At 44.7% G+C, this 16,602-nt stretch carries 12 protein-coding genes and 1 pseudogene; 6 read left to right on the top strand and 7 right to left on the bottom strand.

Annotated features, from left to right (window positions below; translation table 11 throughout):
* The first annotated feature begins 90 nt into the window (after positions 1 to 90).
* Complete coding sequence (locus CDG79_RS20895) at positions 91 to 882, top strand: GH25 family lysozyme (RefSeq protein WP_094343832.1); 792 nt, start codon at positions 91 to 93, stop codon at positions 880 to 882.
* Between the two features lie 401 nt (positions 883 to 1,283).
* Here the strand turns inward: CDG79_RS20895 and CDG79_RS20890 are convergent, their stop codons facing one another.
* Together CDG79_RS20890 and CDG79_RS20885 are read right to left on the bottom strand one after the other, a co-directional pair.
* Entirely contained in the window at positions 1,284 to 1,760 is a 477-nt protein-coding gene (locus tag CDG79_RS20890; RefSeq protein ID WP_094343831.1) for an NUDIX hydrolase, read from the bottom strand.
* 890 nt (positions 1,761 to 2,650) lie between these two features.
* On the bottom strand, positions 2,651 to 3,622 hold the full coding sequence (locus tag CDG79_RS20885) for an RsmB/NOP family class I SAM-dependent RNA methyltransferase (RefSeq protein ID WP_094343830.1): 972 nt from the start codon (positions 3,620 to 3,622) through the stop codon (positions 2,651 to 2,653).
* A gap of 209 nt (positions 3,623 to 3,831) precedes the next feature.
* Between CDG79_RS20885 and CDG79_RS20880 the strand changes: the two genes are divergently transcribed.
* Entirely contained in the window at positions 3,832 to 5,253 is a 1,422-nt protein-coding gene (locus CDG79_RS20880) for a DUF2157 domain-containing protein (RefSeq protein ID WP_094343829.1), read from the top strand.
* Between the two features lie 176 nt (positions 5,254 to 5,429).
* Positions 5,430 to 6,140, top strand: a complete 711-nt coding sequence (locus CDG79_RS20875) for a GDYXXLXY domain-containing protein (RefSeq protein WP_094343828.1) — start codon at positions 5,430 to 5,432, stop codon at positions 6,138 to 6,140.
* Positions 6,141 to 6,339: 199 nt separating this feature from the next.
* On the opposite strand, the gene CDG79_RS20870 is transcribed toward CDG79_RS20875, so the two are convergent.
* Complete coding sequence (locus tag CDG79_RS20870) at positions 6,340 to 6,747, bottom strand: universal stress protein (protein WP_094343852.1); 408 nt, start codon at positions 6,745 to 6,747, stop codon at positions 6,340 to 6,342.
* Between the two features lie 89 nt (positions 6,748 to 6,836).
* Here CDG79_RS20870 and CDG79_RS20865 point away from each other — a divergent pair, with 89 nt between their 5' ends.
* Together CDG79_RS20865 and CDG79_RS20860 are read left to right on the top strand one after the other, a co-directional pair.
* Positions 6,837 to 8,039: a phosphoglycerate kinase gene (locus CDG79_RS20865; protein ID WP_094343827.1), complete on the top strand. Its 1,203-nt coding sequence runs from the start codon at positions 6,837 to 6,839 to the stop codon at positions 8,037 to 8,039.
* Positions 8,040 to 8,137: 98 nt separating this feature from the next.
* The gene (locus tag CDG79_RS20860; protein ID WP_094343851.1) at positions 8,138 to 8,755 is read left to right on the top strand and encodes an NUDIX hydrolase; all 618 of its coding nucleotides are present in this window, start codon (positions 8,138 to 8,140) and stop codon (positions 8,753 to 8,755) included.
* 49 nt (positions 8,756 to 8,804) lie between these two features.
* On the opposite strand, the gene CDG79_RS20855 is transcribed toward CDG79_RS20860, so the two are convergent.
* The 3 genes from CDG79_RS20855 to CDG79_RS20845 form a co-directional block, all read right to left on the bottom strand.
* Positions 8,805 to 10,211 (bottom strand): family 2B encapsulin nanocompartment shell protein, encoded by a 1,407-nt coding sequence (locus CDG79_RS20855; protein WP_094343826.1) that lies wholly within the window; start codon positions 10,209 to 10,211, stop codon positions 8,805 to 8,807.
* Positions 10,212 to 10,440: 229 nt separating this feature from the next.
* Complete coding sequence (locus CDG79_RS20850; protein WP_094331850.1) at positions 10,441 to 11,850, bottom strand: family 2B encapsulin nanocompartment shell protein; 1,410 nt, start codon at positions 11,848 to 11,850, stop codon at positions 10,441 to 10,443.
* Positions 11,851 to 11,937: 87 nt separating this feature from the next.
* On the bottom strand, positions 11,938 to 14,229 hold the full coding sequence (locus CDG79_RS20845; RefSeq protein ID WP_094343825.1) for a family 2 encapsulin nanocompartment cargo protein terpene cyclase: 2,292 nt from the start codon (positions 14,227 to 14,229) through the stop codon (positions 11,938 to 11,940).
* Between the two features lie 863 nt (positions 14,230 to 15,092).
* Here CDG79_RS20845 and CDG79_RS41205 point away from each other — a divergent pair.
* Positions 15,093 to 15,362, top strand: coding sequence for a hypothetical protein (locus CDG79_RS41205; protein ID WP_143855534.1), 270 nt, complete (start codon positions 15,093 to 15,095; stop codon positions 15,360 to 15,362).
* A gap of 55 nt (positions 15,363 to 15,417) precedes the next feature.
* Here the strand turns inward: CDG79_RS41205 and CDG79_RS41200 are convergent.
* Positions 15,418 to 16,602 (bottom strand): annotated as a pseudogene (locus tag CDG79_RS41200) (serine/threonine protein kinase); the annotation flags it as partial.

Below are 16,602 nucleotides of genomic sequence, written 5' to 3'. Positions count from 1 at the left end.
TAATTTACTAAAAGACCCAGAAATAGCATAAATTTAATTAGAGCCTCTGATAAGTCCAGTATTGTACTGTTCAAAAAGGTTAAGAATTTTATGGAAGGAATTGATGTTGCCGATCAAGACGGCAGAGTAGATTGGACGGCTGTAAAAAACTCTGGTAAAACCTTTGCGTTTGTCAAAGCCACAGAAGGAGTTAGCATTAAAGACTCTGCTTTTGCTCATCACTGGCAGACTATGAAAACTGTTGGTATTATTCGGGGTGCTTATCATTTCTTTCACCCTCATACATCTGACCCAGTTCAGCAAGCGAAGGAATTCTTAAAAACTTTGGGGCAATTAGAACCCGGAGACTTACCACCAGTTTTGGATGTAGAGGTAACTGACAAAGGAAATAGCCAAACTGTAATTAATGCAGCCAAACAGTGGTTAGCAGAGGTGGAAAAAGCCCTTTTACAACAAACAAAAAAACCAATTAAGCCAATCATTTATACCTTTCCCAGTTTTTGGCAAGAAATTGGCAATCCATCTGATTTTGGTAATTATCCATTATGGATTGCCCACTATGGAACCCAAAACCCAAGTATTCCTAGCGCTTGGCAGGGGCAATACCTAATCCATCAATATGCAGGTGATATCTCTGGTGTAACTGGTGTTAGTGGTCGAGCCGATTTGAATCGATTTAATGGATTGCAGTTAGGAGATTCTGGGCTAAGAGTAAAACAATTACAACAGCAATTAAAAGATATTGGATTATACACTGATGCTATTGATGGGCATTTTTCTGATTCAGTTAAAAATGCAATTGTTAGTTTCCAAACATCTAAGAAATTGCAAGCTGATGGAATTGTCGGTATAAAAACTTGGGTAGCTTTACTGTGGATTTAGAACGGATAAGTCTACTCAATAAATAGACCCACACTCACCATCAAATAGGTTTAAACATAGGTGATGCTTTAGAGGATGTTTGAGAAATCATCTTTTCAGTATCAAAAGTTATAAATCCTCTTGAAAAAGCAGGACTTTGATTCTGGTTCCACCCTTTTTAAGGGCGTTAGTGGGTATCTAAAAATGCCTAAAGTTACAGCAAAACACTTTCCAAACAACTTCTTGTGTCTTTATTTTGATTAGCAAGCGCAGTTGTTTTAAATATTAGCTACTTATTGAAAGTCCCTCACCTTGCTTCGAGGGCTTTTTAATAAGTAGCTAGGCGCAAATAAATTAAAGTTTGTAATAAGGACTTTAGTCCTAGTAAAACTTGCTATGAACGATGAATTACTCACTGCAAATCAGTCTCTAAAAGCGTTGTCAATTATACTTAGATTGTATGTATCTTGAAATGCACAAAAGTGAGATTTTACTTGGAAAAAACCTTTAAGAATTCGTTTGAGTGAATTAAACTTAACCCGCCTGATAGCTATAGTCACTTCTACCCACTGTCGTTTTCTTTGACTTGCTTCTGGATAATCTTCACTCAGCATCTCGACTGGTAATAAATACATCTTGACCCGGTAAATTTTGCCTCCTTTGCGGTACTTGTAACTTCCCAGTTCATTTACATCTACTTGCCCAATCACCCCTGCTTCTTCCCACGCCTCTTTGGCTGCTGATGCAGGTGGACTCATGCCATTAGGAATATCTCCTTTCGGAATCACCCAGTGCTGAAAGTTACGGGTCGTGATTAGCAAGATTTCAACTTTGCCATTGTTCACTCTATAAGGAATCACCCCAGACTGTTTAAACACTTTGCTGACTTTGCGACTCATGTAATTTGCATCCTGTACGGTCTAGCTTTTTTGTATAATGTTTATTTCAAAAAGTCTAACGCTGATACCGGATAAAACTTGGTTAAACTTAGGTTATAAAAAGGTTAAAGATATTTTATTTCTATAAGAGTTAATTTTTGACCGATTTTTATTAATCTCGTGATATCGTTGTCCAGGTATAACTTGGAAATACCGAAAAAGTAAGTAGGCAATAATAAATTCAACTATATTAAGCAATATAAAATTATTTAAATTGACTTGTAGTAAGCTACTTTAGCCCTAACTATAGGAATCATATTTGATTTTTGAAAAAATATAAGTATTTGTAGGGTGTGTTAGACGGAACGTCGTAACGCACCATCCCAAGCTGATGGTGCCGTACTCTCCCTGCTAACGCACCCTACCTAAGATTTCAAAAATCAAATACTAGTCCTATATCAACCTTTGATTATTTACACCCACTTAGGGACTTCCAATTAAAAAAATATCCAATTTTGTAGGGTGCGTTAGCGACAGCGTAACGCACCGCCAGATATCTCGGTGCGTTACGGCTTTCGCCTAACACACCCTACTGTATATTTTATTTTTTGGAAGTCCCTTACTTAAACTTTGCCGCCTAGACAAGAGACCGAACCTCTCAGTTGCATTCCCGATCGGAGACTAGGAACTAAATGATGAAGTTTTTAAAGGGTCGATCTGAAGTTGAGGCAGATGAAAAGTGTTTTGTCTTTACCACGTGTTGCACTTATATGAGAATTGCAATATGTATGGTTTTAATATAAAGTCAACTTAATTAAAAAGTGTACTCCTGATGACCGATTGACAAATGCAGCACTCTTAAAAAGAGCGTATTTTCTCCCAGACAGTCAGAAGATATGCCAGGAATTTAATTAACTTGACTTTTCCAAATTCTGGTATATGTACAGCGAAGATATTGTATTTAAATCTACTTTTTTATGCTTATCTTCATCTTCATTAGTATTTTTAAACAGGACTGTAAATGCACCAGCCCCTAACCTGGCTTGAGGAAACATCCGATAACAAGGCATTGTAGTTAAATGCGACTGATATTTAGATAAATTACTAATTTCCATCGCTTGAAAATGGGGAAAGCGTTCTAAAAACCACTCACAAACTTGCTCATTTTCTTCGGGTGAATATGTGCAAGTCATATAAGCTAAATAGCCTTGTGGGGAAACAATTTTAGCAGAGTTAGCTATAATGCGCTTTTGCCTATTTGCACTTTTATTAATAGCAGTTGGGTGAAAACATCCGGGTGCTTTTTCTCCTTTAGCAAGCAAAGATTGTCCGGTACAAGGAGCATCTACTATTACTAGATTGCTACAGCCGGGAAATATTTCGGCAAATATACTTGAATCTCTATTAACTACTGCACTAGCGCTAATCTGGCAACGCTTCAAATTAGAAATTAGCATTCCTAGACGTTTACCAATTACTTCATTACTGATGAGTAATTCTGGTTGTAAAGCTTTCCAAGCGAAGATACTTTTACCTCCTGGTGCGGCACACATATCGAAAACTAAACGTATTGACTGAGGAATTGCTAACAAAGTGGTAGCTGCAAATACCGAAGAAAAATCTAAACAATAGAAATATCCTTGTTGATGCAAGGGATGCTGACCGGGTTTTTCTCCCAGAGATAAACGGTCTATAAATTGTGGTTGCCAATAGGTTGGTGTTTCTACTGCTAAAGGCAAAGTTTCAGGCTTTTCTTGACACCAAAGAATACTAGGTAAAAAAGGCTGTGGATTCATTAAAGCCTCAATAAACTTTTCTTGTTCATCTAGATTAACGAACAAACGCCGCGAGACTTTAAGTAATAAATTAGAAGGTTTTTCCATCTGGATATATACAATACCAATTTTCAATCATCTGTAACCTGACTTCCTTAATTACTAATTACGAATTAGTAAAATTAGGTTGTATCAAAATCTAAATCAAACTGTTACATGAGAACAATGTAATCAAGGCTTTTGGCTTCATACTCAAAATATAATGACCGCCATTCAGAACGCAATGGCCAAGCTACCCCACTGCACCGGAGAAGGTCATGTTCTTAGATAGTTTTCCGCAAAAGTTACGCAAAGAAGCACAATTATGGAGGGATGAAGGATTAATTAGTTCTTCGCTGTATGAGCAAATAGCAGAACGTTATCAATTTAAAAACCTGGAAGCTGCTGCACGCGATCGCAATAAAGCGATCGCCATTGCTGTAGGCAGCATCCTTTTATGCTTAGGCATAATTACCTTTGTATCAGGAAACTGGCAAGGAGGATCGCGAGAAGTCAAATTTATTCTGATGATGAGTTTGTTTTTTGCGATCGCTATCACCGGTTTTTACAATTGGAGACCACCTGAAGGAAAGAAGCCAGAACGAAGCAAACGCATACTGGGAGAAGGGTTGCTCATTTTAAGCGCCTTCATTTTCGGTGCAAATTTACTACTGATGGCCCAGATGTTCAATATCGTCGGTTCAACTTCCCAACTGTTTCTCGCCTGGGGGTTGGGTGTTGTGGTGATGGCCTTCAGTTTGTCCATAAATTCTTTAGGAATTCTGTCAATTGTCCTCGTGGAAATCGGTTATTGGACTGGGCTAGAAGACTTATGGTACGCTTCAGGTGAGTTAACTTGGTCGCGGTTAGTGGTGCAGCATCTGCCTTTATTAGCATGGCTAGTGTTTGTCCCCTTAGCCTACTTCTGCCGATCGCGTTGGATTTTTGCCCTAGCAGCCTTTGTTTTTGCTAGTTCCCTACAAGCTAACCTTAATCCTCTGCCACTGCTGAATTATGCTGATATAGCCCCTTGGGTGGCATCTTTTGCTTTTGCACTCCCACCTGCATTATTCTGGAGTTATGACGATTTACTGTTTCCAACCATAAATTACAGATTGTTTCAATCTTTAGCCCGTAATTTAGCATTGGTAAGCTTCGGCCTTGTCTTTTATGTTCTGTCTTTTCGTTGGGTTTGGGAATCTCCAAATTATGGTTATAATCAACCAACGAACGTCACAAACTTATTCCAATCTCTGCCGATCGTTGATTTGGGGATTCTCAGTGGCTTGGCGGTATTGCAATGGTTGTTTCTACTGCGTCAAAGAAATAATCCTCCGCGCCGCGAGGTGATTTTCACAACTGCTGTTATTGGTACTTTCCTTGCCTTTATTGCCATAGCACCTTTTTGGCATCAAACTATCAGCCGGATTGATGAACTTGGTGTTTTTATTTTCAATGTACTTCTAGCAACATTAGCCTGGGGACTAATTCAAGAAGGATTGAAATTAAGCAACAGAAGTTCCTTTTGGGGCGGTATGCTGTTAGTAACACTGCAAATTATCAGTCGCGTGCAAGAGTACGATACCGACTTACTTTTCAAGTCTCTAGTCTTTATCTTGTGCGGTTCCGCTTTAATTAGCGCTGGATTGTGGTTTGAACGCCGCTTACCTGGTGGCTCTAGCTCTGCTAGTAAGAAGTAGTACAGTTTTAGATTTTGGTGCGATTCCAGCGCAACTTGAATTTTGGATTGAAGGAAAAATCTAAAATCTAAAATCTAAAAATCTCTGTGCGTCAAAGTTTTTAAAGTTTCTCTGCGTCAGTCCTAATCTCTTTACTTTTGACCTCTTCAAGACCTCTGCTTTTTAGGACTACGCTCATGACTAATAGTTCTTCTGAATCTAAGAATAAAACCTTGTCTCCCGAAGCCGAATTCTCCAATAAGGTAACTTTTCGGGATTACTTGATTGCTAGCGAACAAAAATCGAATAAGCCCTTACCTTTTTGGCGGTTACTAGCTCCCTTAGCGCTGCAAACAGGGTTAATTATGGCAGTACCAGCCCAAGCTGTTTATACAGATGTGACAGGTAAAACGGTGATTTTGCAAACCGTACCTGTAGACCCGAACAATGTATTAGATGGTAACACCTTAGCGCTAGATTACAACATATCCCGTACCGCAAATTTGAGTAGATTACCTGGTTGGCAAACATTAGTCAGCAAAGGTCGGGGAAGCGGCAGAAGATTGCCGGATGGAACCAACATTTACGTGACTTTGCAAGAACAACTATCCACTGGTCGCGGTGTTCCTAGAGCTTGGAGACCGTTACGAGTCAGTAGCGATCGCCCTACAACTCTCAGAGCCAATCAGGTAGCCTTAAAAGGTGTTTATCAGGATGGTTCAGTTAACTACGGCTTAGAAACCTATTACATTCCAGAAAACCAACGCCAGCAGATTACTAACGATTTGCGAACTCAACGCGCCCGCAGAGGACAAGTACCCCCTATTGTGGTAAAGGCGAAAGTAGATCCACAGGGTAAAGCAGTGCCGGTTAGTATGTGGGTGCGCGATCGCAACTATCGCTTTTAAGCTGTTAGGCGTGTAAACATGGAAGATTTGTCTCCAAAGTTCTGAACGCCGACTTTCGACGCTCAGAATTTTCTGTTTGTCATTAGACATCTCAAAAAAAGAATGTAGAGACTTAGCAATGCTAAGTCTCTACAAGGGTTCTGGATAACGCATAATTAATTTCACCAGATGTCTATTGGCTTCTGGGCACTGACTACTACTAAGGCACAATCAGCACTGGACAAGGGGAAAGGTTAATCACACGAGTGGTCACACTATCATCCGCTCCCTCTTCAGTCAAACCTAGCCCCCGGCAGCCCATGATAATTAAATCAGCCCCGATTTCATCAGCGACATCACAGATAGTAAAAGCCGGTTTACCTTGCCTTTCTAGGATTTCGGATTGAATTCCTTGCCCAGAGAATAAAGATTGAGCATTTTCTAGCAGTTTAGCAACTACCTCTGGTGACACCATCGGATCTGCACTAGGCGCATCTTTTGGTGGTTCTTCTACCACAGACAGCAGCACCAAGCGACTGCTGTACTTTTTGACTACGTTGGTAACAACATCAGCAGCTTCCCGCGTTTCCCGGCTTTGATCGATCGGAAATAGTACTGTCTTAAATATCTCTGTCACTTGGGTACCCCTGACTCCGGTAAAATCTTGATGGTTCTACTTTCAAAACAATAACAAAAAGGCAATCAGGAGAGTTTGGTGTGTCCAAAAAAAGTTTAGCAAGTTTATCTTCAGCTGATATATCTGGGAAACGTGCCTTAGTGCGAGTTGACTTTAATGTGCCAGTGGACGATCGAGGCAACATTACCGACGATACTCGCATTCGTGCCGCTCTACCAACCATCCAAGATTTGACGCAGAAGGGAGCTAAGGTCATTCTCGCCAGCCATTTTGGCCGTCCCAAAGGTGTGGATGACAAATTACGCCTAACTCCCGTTGCCAAGCGCCTGTCTGAGTTACTGGGGCAAGAAGTCATTAAAACTGATGACTCCATTGGTGATGAAGTTGCGGCTAAAGTTGGCGCGTTGCAAAATGGCCAAGTGCTGTTACTAGAAAATGTTCGTTTTTACCCAGAAGAAGAAAAAAACGACCCAGAATTTGCGAAAAAATTGGCAGCTAATGCTGATTTTTATGTAAATGATGCTTTTGGTACTGCACACCGCGCCCATGCTTCTACTGAAGGTGTGACTAAATTCCTCAGCCCTTCTGTGGCTGGATATTTGGTTGAGAAGGAATTGCAATATCTGCAAAACGCCATTGAAAATCCCCAACGTCCTTTAGCGGCAATTATTGGTGGTTCCAAGGTTTCCAGCAAAATTGGCGTGATTGAAACCCTGCTGGAGAAGTGTGACAAGCTAATCATTGGCGGTGGGATGATTTTCACCTTCTACAAAGCCCGTGGTTTGAATGTCGGTAAGTCGTTGGTGGAAGAAGACAAGCTGGAACTAGCGAAGTCTTTGGAAGCTAAGGCTAAAGAACGGGGTGTTGCTTTATTGCTGCCCACAGATGTGGTATTGGCAGATAACTTTGCCCCTGATGCCAATTCTCAAACCGTTAGCATTGAGAATATCCCCGATGGTTGGATGGGTTTGGATATTGGGCCAGACTCGGTGAAATTTTTCCAAGAAGCCCTTGCAGATACTAAAACGGTAATTTGGAACGGGCCAATGGGTGTGTTTGAGTTTGATAAGTTTGCCGCAGGTACGGAAGCGATCGCTCATACTCTCGCCGAAATCGGTAAAACTGGCACAACCACCATCATTGGCGGTGGTGACTCAGTAGCGGCTGTGGAAAAAGTTGGTTTAGCAGACCAAATGAGCCACATCTCCACCGGTGGCGGCGCAAGCTTAGAGTTACTTGAAGGCAAGATATTGCCCGGAATTGCGGCTTTAGATGATGCGTAATTAGGGAATGGGGAATGGGAAATAAGATTAAAAATACTATTTTCCAATCCCCAATGCCCAATCCTCAGTACCCAGTACCCGATCCCCAATCCCTAAATATGGAAACTAAATGGCTGGAATGGGCACAAAAGTTGCAAGCGATCGCTCAAAATGGTCTAACCTATTCTGAAGGCCCTTTTGATATTGAATGCTATAAGCAATTACGAGCGATCGCCACAGAAATCATGGCGACTTTCTCGAATGTAGAACACAGTTATGTCCTCGATTTATTTAGCCGTGAAATCGGGTATGCAACTCCCAAGGTTGACGTGCGAGCAGCGATTTTTCAGGATAATACTATATTGTTAGTTAAAGAAAGAGCCGATGGCTGTTGGACTTTACCTGGTGGATGGGCTGATATTGGCGAGTCGCCCAGTGAAGTAGTTGTGAAAGAAGTATATGAAGAATCTGGATATCAAGCACGGGCTATCAAATTACTAGCAGTCTATGACAGAGATAAACAGGGACATCCCCCGTTTCCGTTTTATGTCTATAAGCTGTTTTTTCACTGTGAAATTATCGGTGGTTCTCCATCATCTAGTATTGAAACTGAAGATGTAGGTTTTTTTGCTGAAGATACTTTACCAGAACTTTCCATCGGACGGGTGACACCAAGACAAATCACCCGACTTTTCCACCATTACCGCAATCCAGATTTACCAACAGATTTTGATTGATTGAAAGTAGCCTTCACCTTAACTATAAAAAGTCAGGTTTACCCTTCCCTCAACGCCCAATTTCAACATCTTCGAGAATGCCGAGTGCGTCGGGGACGAGGACGGCTGCTGAATAGTAAGCGGTAACGAGGTAAGAGATGATGGCCTTTTCGCTGATGCCCATGAATCGGACAGACAAGCTGGGTTGATATTCGTCGGGGATACCAGTTTGATGTAAGCCGATAACGCCCTGGTCTTCCTCGCCAGTGCGGAGTACAAGGATGGAGCTAGTCTGGGTATTGCTGATGGGGATTTTATTACAGGGAAGAATGGGTACGCCCCGCCAAGCGGACACCATACTGCCGTCCAAATCAATGTTTTCTGAATAGATGCCGAGGCGATTGCACTCCCGACCAAAAGCCGCAATGGTACGGGGGTGAGCCAAGAAGAATTTCGACTTCCTCCGCCGAGTCAGTAGTTCGTCGAGGTCGTCGGGGGTGGGTGGCCCGGTACGGGTATAGATGCGTTGTTTGAGGTCGGCGTTGTGTAACAAACCGAATTGACGGTTGTTGATTAATTCGTGTTCTTGGCGTTCCCGCAATGCCTCAATAGTCAGCCGCAGTTGTTGTTCGGTCTGGTTCATCGGTTGATTATACAGATCCGCCACTCGAGTACTTACTCGCAAGACAGTTTGGGCGACGCTCAACTCATATTCGCGGGGTGAGAGTTCGTAATCTACGAAGGTTCCCGGCAACTCAGTTTCTCCGAGATGCCCCGATTTCACCTCAATGGAGGCTTCTCCATACTTGTTCTGTGGTGCTTGTGGGCGGGTTCTGAAGCGATCGACATGAGCCTGTAGCGCCTCGGACTGGTTGAGCAGATCCCGAAATGCCTGTTGTGGTAGCGCCAATACTGTGGTTCGAGTCAAAGCCTGGATTGTAAACTGCCAACTGCTCTGGGACTCTAGCAACACCTGACCACCAAAATAATCGCCATCGGCTAACACACCCAACACCGGCTGCTCACCATACTTGCCAACACTAATCTTGTTCACCTTGCCATGTGCGATCAGAAAAAGCTGATTCGCTGCCTGACCTGACTGCACTATGATGTTACCAGGTGCAAATTCCTGCTGAACAAACCGACCCGCCAACGCATTCAACACTTCAACGTTGTCAAATCCTCGCAGCAACGGCAACTCACCAAGCTCCTGGGGAATCACCTGCACCTCGGCTCCGGTGTTAGAGAAACTCAACCGCCCATCACCCACGGTATAGGTCAACCGACGGTTTACCCGATAAGTGCCACCCTTGGTCTGCACCCACGGCAACATCTTTAACAACCACCGCGAGGTAATACCTTGCATCTGTGGTGCAGATTTAGTTGTCGTAGATAAATTACGGGCAGCAGCCGTACTCAAACTCAGCCGGGAATGCTCATTTTCAACATCTAAATTCGATTCAATAGAATCCGTCATCACCTCATCCTCTAGTTAATAATAAAAGTGCCCGACCCAATAGGTGAGAGGTTAAGGTTATAAGACTTTTGTCAAAAAGTAATGTTGCTGAAAATATTCCCAAATTTGTAGGAAGGAGCGAATCTCCTCAGAAAAACTGAAAAGTCAGTACAAAACTGATTTTAATCCTCGTTTTTCAGCGTAATTTCTCATTGACAAAGGTCATTTTGCCTTAACCTCTGATGAATGTTTAGAGGCCGATTTGTACGTCTTCTAAGATACCGAGTGCATCAGGGACGAGGACGGCTGCTGAATAGTAAGCGGTAACGAGATAAGAGATGATCGCCTTTTCGCTGATGCCCATGAATCGGACAGACAGACTGGGTTGGTATTCGTCAGGGATACCAGTTTGATGTAAGCCAATCACCCCTTGCTTTTCTACACCAGTGCGGAGCAACAGGATGGAACTAGTGCGGGCATTGCTAATGGGGATCTTGTTGCAGGGAAAGATGGGTACGCCCCGCCAAGCAGGTACCCGGTTGCCACCCAGGTCGATGCTTTGTGGATAGAGACCGAGGCGGTTGGCCTCCCGACCGAAGGCAGCGATCGTGCGAGGGTGAGCCAGGAAGAATGCCGGCTCTTTCCATACCGTGGCCAGCAGTTCGTCAAGGTCGTCAGGGGTAGGTGGGCCACTGCGGGTGTAGATGCGCTGTTTGAGGTCGGCGTTGTGTAACAAGCCGAATTGACGGTTGTTGATCAATTCATGTTCTTGACGTTCCCGCAAGGCCTCAATGGTCAGCCGTAATTGTTGTTCGGTCTGATTCATCGGTTCGTTGTACAGATCCGCTACCCGAGTACTCACTCGTAATACGGTTTGGGCAACGCTCAATTCATATTCGCGGGGTGAAAGTTCGTAATCTACAAAGGTTCCGGGCAATTCAGTTTCCCCAAGATGTCCTGAACTCACCTCAATGGAAGCTTCACCGTACTCGTTCTGTTGTCCTTCTGGGCGAGTTCTGAAGCCATCGACGTGAGCTTGTAGCGCCTCAGACTGGTTGAGAAGTTCCCGAAATGCCTGTTGTGGTAGGACTAATACCGTGGTTCGGGTAACTGCTTTGGCTGTGAATTCCCAATTGCTCTGCGACTCTAGCAACACCTGACCACCAAAATAGTCACCGTCAGCCAACACACCCAGCACGGTCTGTTCGTCATACTTGCCAACACCAATCTTGTCCACCTTGCCATGAGCGATCAGAAAAAGCTGATTGGCTGGTTGGCCTAACTCCACGATCGTGTCACCGGGGGCAAACTCTTGCTGAACAAACCGACCCGCCAACGCATTCAACACTTCAACGTTGTCAAACCCTCGCAGCAATGGCAGCTCACCAAGTTCCTGGGGTATTACCTGTACATCGGCTCCAGTGTTGGAGAAACTCAACCGCCCATCACCTACGGTATAGGTTAGCCGACGGTTTACCCGATAAGTACCACCCTTAGTTTGTACCCAAGGTAATAGTTTCAACAACCACCGTGAGGTAATGCCCTGCATCTGCGGTGCAGATTTGGTCGTTGTCGCCAAGTTACGCGCAGCAGATGTACTTAAACTCAGCCGGGGGTGCTCATTCTCAACATCCAAATTTGACTCAATAGATTCTGTCATAATCTAACCCTCTATTCTATAAGTTACTAAAAAAACCGATCTGACTCGATCAAATAAATACCGATCTTGGACTCACACCACCAAACTCTATTCACTGACCAAAAAACCCGAACCGACTTGACCGAGGACTGAACTTAAACCCCCTGCACCGATCAACCATCTGATCCGCGCAGCCGAAGTGCCCAGACCTCTGGGGCCATTGAGTAGCCGCCCTTCTGGCGAACTATTACGCAATTCAAATTCCTTATAGCGGTCTACCGTCACATGCCACTTGAGGACACCGCACATCCACTGCTGTAGTTTCTCGACGTATCCGTACAGTTTCTCGCGGGTACTTGCGTCCAAGTCGAAATCGTCGAACAGGGCTGGCAGTTCGGTAGCAACGATGTGTTCAAATTGGCGGGCGCGAGAGGTCATCAGATTGTTAACCACCTCGACAGCCTGTGGCAGATCGCAGTTGAGGAATTGCTGAACGACCAACACGCCGTTATTGAGTTCGCCCTCGAATTCTATTTCTTTCTGGTAAGAGAAGATATCGTTGGTCAAACAGGCAAAGTCAGCGGCTGAATTATCCAGTTGGCGCATCGATCGCGTCCGGTAGATTTCCTGCGGGATCTCGTCGCCCTGAGCTAGTCTAGATAAGCTCATCGTCAGATCCGAGCCAAAGGTCTTACGGCGCATCTCAACATAATCAATCGGGTCTGGAATCCGGTTTTGGATTTGGTTGGCGAGTTCCCATAACCAGCTTTCGGTCATATCCGCGATCGCACGGCGGAACTGACCCCGCGCGTTTTGGGACATGGGGCCAGCTGTGCGAGACCACAGATCGGCCAAGCCACGTTCTACTGGGTTGGTCGGTAAGGGGACGGGGCTGGAATCAAGAGGCATAAACGCCAACAGTCGAGCGTTAAATACTTTCGCACCCGCCATATTGCGGCTGTGTCCGTAGAGTGCTGGGAAGTAATCGTCAGCATAAGTTCCCCAGACAAGCCAGCCTGCCGTCAGATTCAACTCAGCACCGGATGCATTGGGATGGATCAACGCCCCGCATAAGGCTACGTCGGCAACATCGAACTTGTGGTCATCCCAGATGACGGCTTCAGGAATGCCAGGTAGTGAGTCCAGCATCCCCATCTGGCGGGCCCATTCTTTGGAATGCTGCCGCGCGGCATCCAAATGAGAATTCAAACTTGTCGCGAACGGCATGTAAAACTTCGGCAGCGTTACCGGCCCCACAGCTTGGTATGGAACATGAGTGAAGTTCTTGAATCTTCCCAAACCCAAGGTGCTGTATAACGATCCAATCCGTGCAGCCGATGTGCCCAGCCCAGTGGGCCCACCAAGAAGTGGGGTGGATGCCGAAGAATTGTCCCCTCCCTTGTTCATGTAGCGGCTCGATCGCATGTGCCACTCATGACCGCCTGACTGCCAATCCTGTAGTCCTTTGATGTATAACAGAACGTTCACACGATCCACCGGGTCTAGTCCGTATTCTTCAAAGAGGGACGGCAGTTCTGTAATGGCGGTGTTGTCAAACTGCTGTAACCGTGAGGTCAGCAGTTCATTGGTGAGGTTGGCTGCCTCCTGCGTACTCACACTTAGGAAGCGCTCAAAGACCAACACGCAGTTGGCATTTTCGCCTTCATCTTCGACTTCTCTCTGGTAGGAGAACAGGTCGTTACGAAGATGCACTCCATCAGCAAATGTGTCTTTCAGTACACGCATCGGTCGAGTTATGGCGATTTCGGCTGGAATCTCAACAAACACAGCGTGTTCGACGAGATCGGCTGACCACGGAGCGCCACCAACCTTGCGGCGCATCTCGATGTATTCGATTGGGTTAGCGATCCGATCTTGGCTGATATTGGAGAGTTCCCACAAAGACTCTTCTAGGAGGTTCTTGGTACTCTCGGAAAACCTGCGCCGCCAGTCCGCAGACTTGGTGAATGCGGTACGAGACCATAGGTCGCCTAGACCACGTTCTACGGGGTTGGTGGGAACTGGGGGGGTGTCGGTGGGGTACACTGGCATGAATGCTGGTAGTCGGTTAAGATACTCCTTCGCACCAGCCATATCTTGGGTGCGCTTATAGATTTCAAGGAAGTGATCGTCAAAGAAGAATACCCAAACATACCAATCGGTCACGAGGTCAAGCTCCGCTCCTGGTGCATCTGGATGAGTATAGGAACAAAGCAAGGCGTAGTCGTGGGCATCGAATGTCCGCTCGTCCCAAATAGGGGAGCTTTCGGCTTCCTCTTGTGAGCCAAGTATCCCCATTTGGTAGGCCCACGCTTTGGAATGCACTCGTGCCGCTTCTAGATTTGGGTTGAGCCGCGCGGGCCAAGGCATGTAAAATTCTGGCAGTTCAAAGGGTTGCATGATCTGCGCGTAACCTCCTCTGGGGTCTTTTTGCTGTCTTTATTTCGTGGCCGATCTAAGCACCGTTGCAGTTTACAAGTATTCTCGCCAACCGGGCTAAGTCCCCACATTTGGTTTCCTCGTAGTGGCTTGTATCCAGGCGATAAGACAAGATGTTGTTAATCTGAATAACAAGCGATGTACGTTTTTTTGAAGTTGTCTATAACGAAAAATAAGGCATTTGAAAAAGCTATTTAGGTCATTACTTATTTCCGATGCTGGTAAATGAATTTTTAGTGATTTATGATGATGCCTCCATAACTTTTCATAGTTTTAGAAAAAAAGCAATCCGTAGACTAAAGCAATTAAACGATAGTTAAATCAAAAACTTAATAATTAGAAGACAGTTAAGACAGTTAAGTTGATAGTTAAATCAAAAACTTGATAATTAGAAGACAGTTAAGACAGTTAAGCAGATAGCCAAAAGATTTAAGACAGTTATTAAACAATAATTACTAATTGTAAATTTTTCGCAACTAATATCGATTAACAAAGAATTTCTTGTCGTTAAGGGGTACAACAACGATTAATTAAAAATTATGCCATTTGGCGTGAAATGCATATCCTAAATAGCTTTTCACTTATAACAGGTTGCGGGTGGGGCCAAAAGCGATCGCAGCCAGTAGTCTGTTTCTTTGAGAGAATTATTCATTAGAGGTTATTTATAAAGTAAAAATAAAATTATCCTAGGGACTTCCAATTAAAAAAATATCCAATTTTGTAGGGTGCGTTAGCGACAGCGTAACGCACCGCCAGATATCTCGGTGCGTTACGGCTTTCGCCTAACACACCCTACTGTATATTTTATTTTTTGGAAGTCCCCTATGGTGGGTTCGGCTAAACCCGGATTTCTCACCACACCTCTCAAAGCCCGTGCTTGTGCAGGGGAGCAGGGGAGCAGGGGAGAGTTCAATGTGCCAAGTCCTCTGCCCCTCTGCCCCTCTGCCCCTCTGCCCCTCTGCTCTATCAAACGCCTGAAGCTTGTGAGAAATGCGGGTAAACCCCTTCGGGTGACGCTCGCATCGCTAACGCCTAGCCGCACGAACAAGTCGGGAAACCCGCCCAACGCGCTGGTTCACCGTAACACTCCCTAACTTTTGATTTACTTTATAAATAATTTCTGAAGTAGATGAGTAATATTTTGAATTTTTAATTACTTTGAGGTGTCACCTCAGCACTAGATGTCGGTGTAGGTTCAGGTGTTGGTGTTTCTGTGGGAGTTGGCGTAGAAGTTGGTGTTGGTGTTTCTGTGGGAGTAGGTGTGGGAGTAGGTGTTGGTGTTAGTGTTGGTGTTGGCGCAGGCGTGGGATTTTCCGCCGTGATGGTGAGTCGATAGTCTTCTGGTTTCGATGCTGTGGAAACCACGACAAACTCGTAAAAACCTTTTTCTGGTAATTTTTTTGATAAACTGCGCTGGGGAGAATCTTCTAAAAATTGGATTTTGCCAGATGGTGAATATACTGATAACAAAACTTGGGAATTTGCCTGTAGTTTCAATTCCAAAGATTGATCTTTCGCCAGTCCGGCAATAAATACTTTACCATCCCCAGGTTGAAGAATGCCGTTGACTGTTTTGCCAGTTGCACCCGGATCAAAAACAAGCTTCTGAAAAGCGCTACCGTTGAGGATCGCACTAAGTTTATCGCTTACAAAACCGTACCAAACTTGTCCAATGGGCTGATCTCGAAAATCTTTACCACGCCGTTCAGGAAATACACTTAAAAAAGCTGCGTCTCCCAAATCATACAAAGAACGACTACCAACATTGATTTTGTTGACTTCTACTTTCCAGCGATCGCGTTCAGCAGTTGTATAAGTTCCTAGTTGTCGCCGGGTGTTAGAACTCAGTGGCGCGAGTTTTTCCAGCAATTCTGAGGCTATTTTATCCCATTCTGCCCGTAAACCCTCATCTTCAGGGCCATCGCTGAGAGTGCGTCCCCGTAAACTGGGGTTTCTGTCCCAAAAAACTTGATTCACTAAGTTCACGTAGAAGTTAGAGTTAATCCCCAACTCTTGACGGCGATCGCTTAATCTTTCTTTGCGCTGTCGTTCTGCTGGTGAATATTGCGCTAAAGGATCGGTTGGTTGGTTACTGGTTGGAATTGGGCTGGCTGTAGGAGTAGGTGGGACTTCTACAACATTATTGCGGCGGCTATTCAGTCCCCACCAAATTAATCCAACACTACCAACTACCGCCGCCACCACTAGGAAGGTTTTTGTTGGTGTCCACCAGCTTGTGGACTGAGGGGATGGGGGAGATGAGGAAAATGATGGGGATGGGGGAGAAGGGGGAGAAGGTGGAGAGATGGCGACAGTAGCGGATGTGGGTTGTGG

Origin of the sequence: Nostoc sp. 'Peltigera membranacea cyanobiont' 232, from assembly GCF_002245985.1 — a bacterium.
GTDB lineage: Bacteria > Cyanobacteriota > Cyanobacteriia > Cyanobacteriales > Nostocaceae > Nostoc.
The sequence above is the reverse complement of the archived record's forward strand: the minus strand, read 5'-3'. Positions and strand labels throughout refer to the sequence as shown.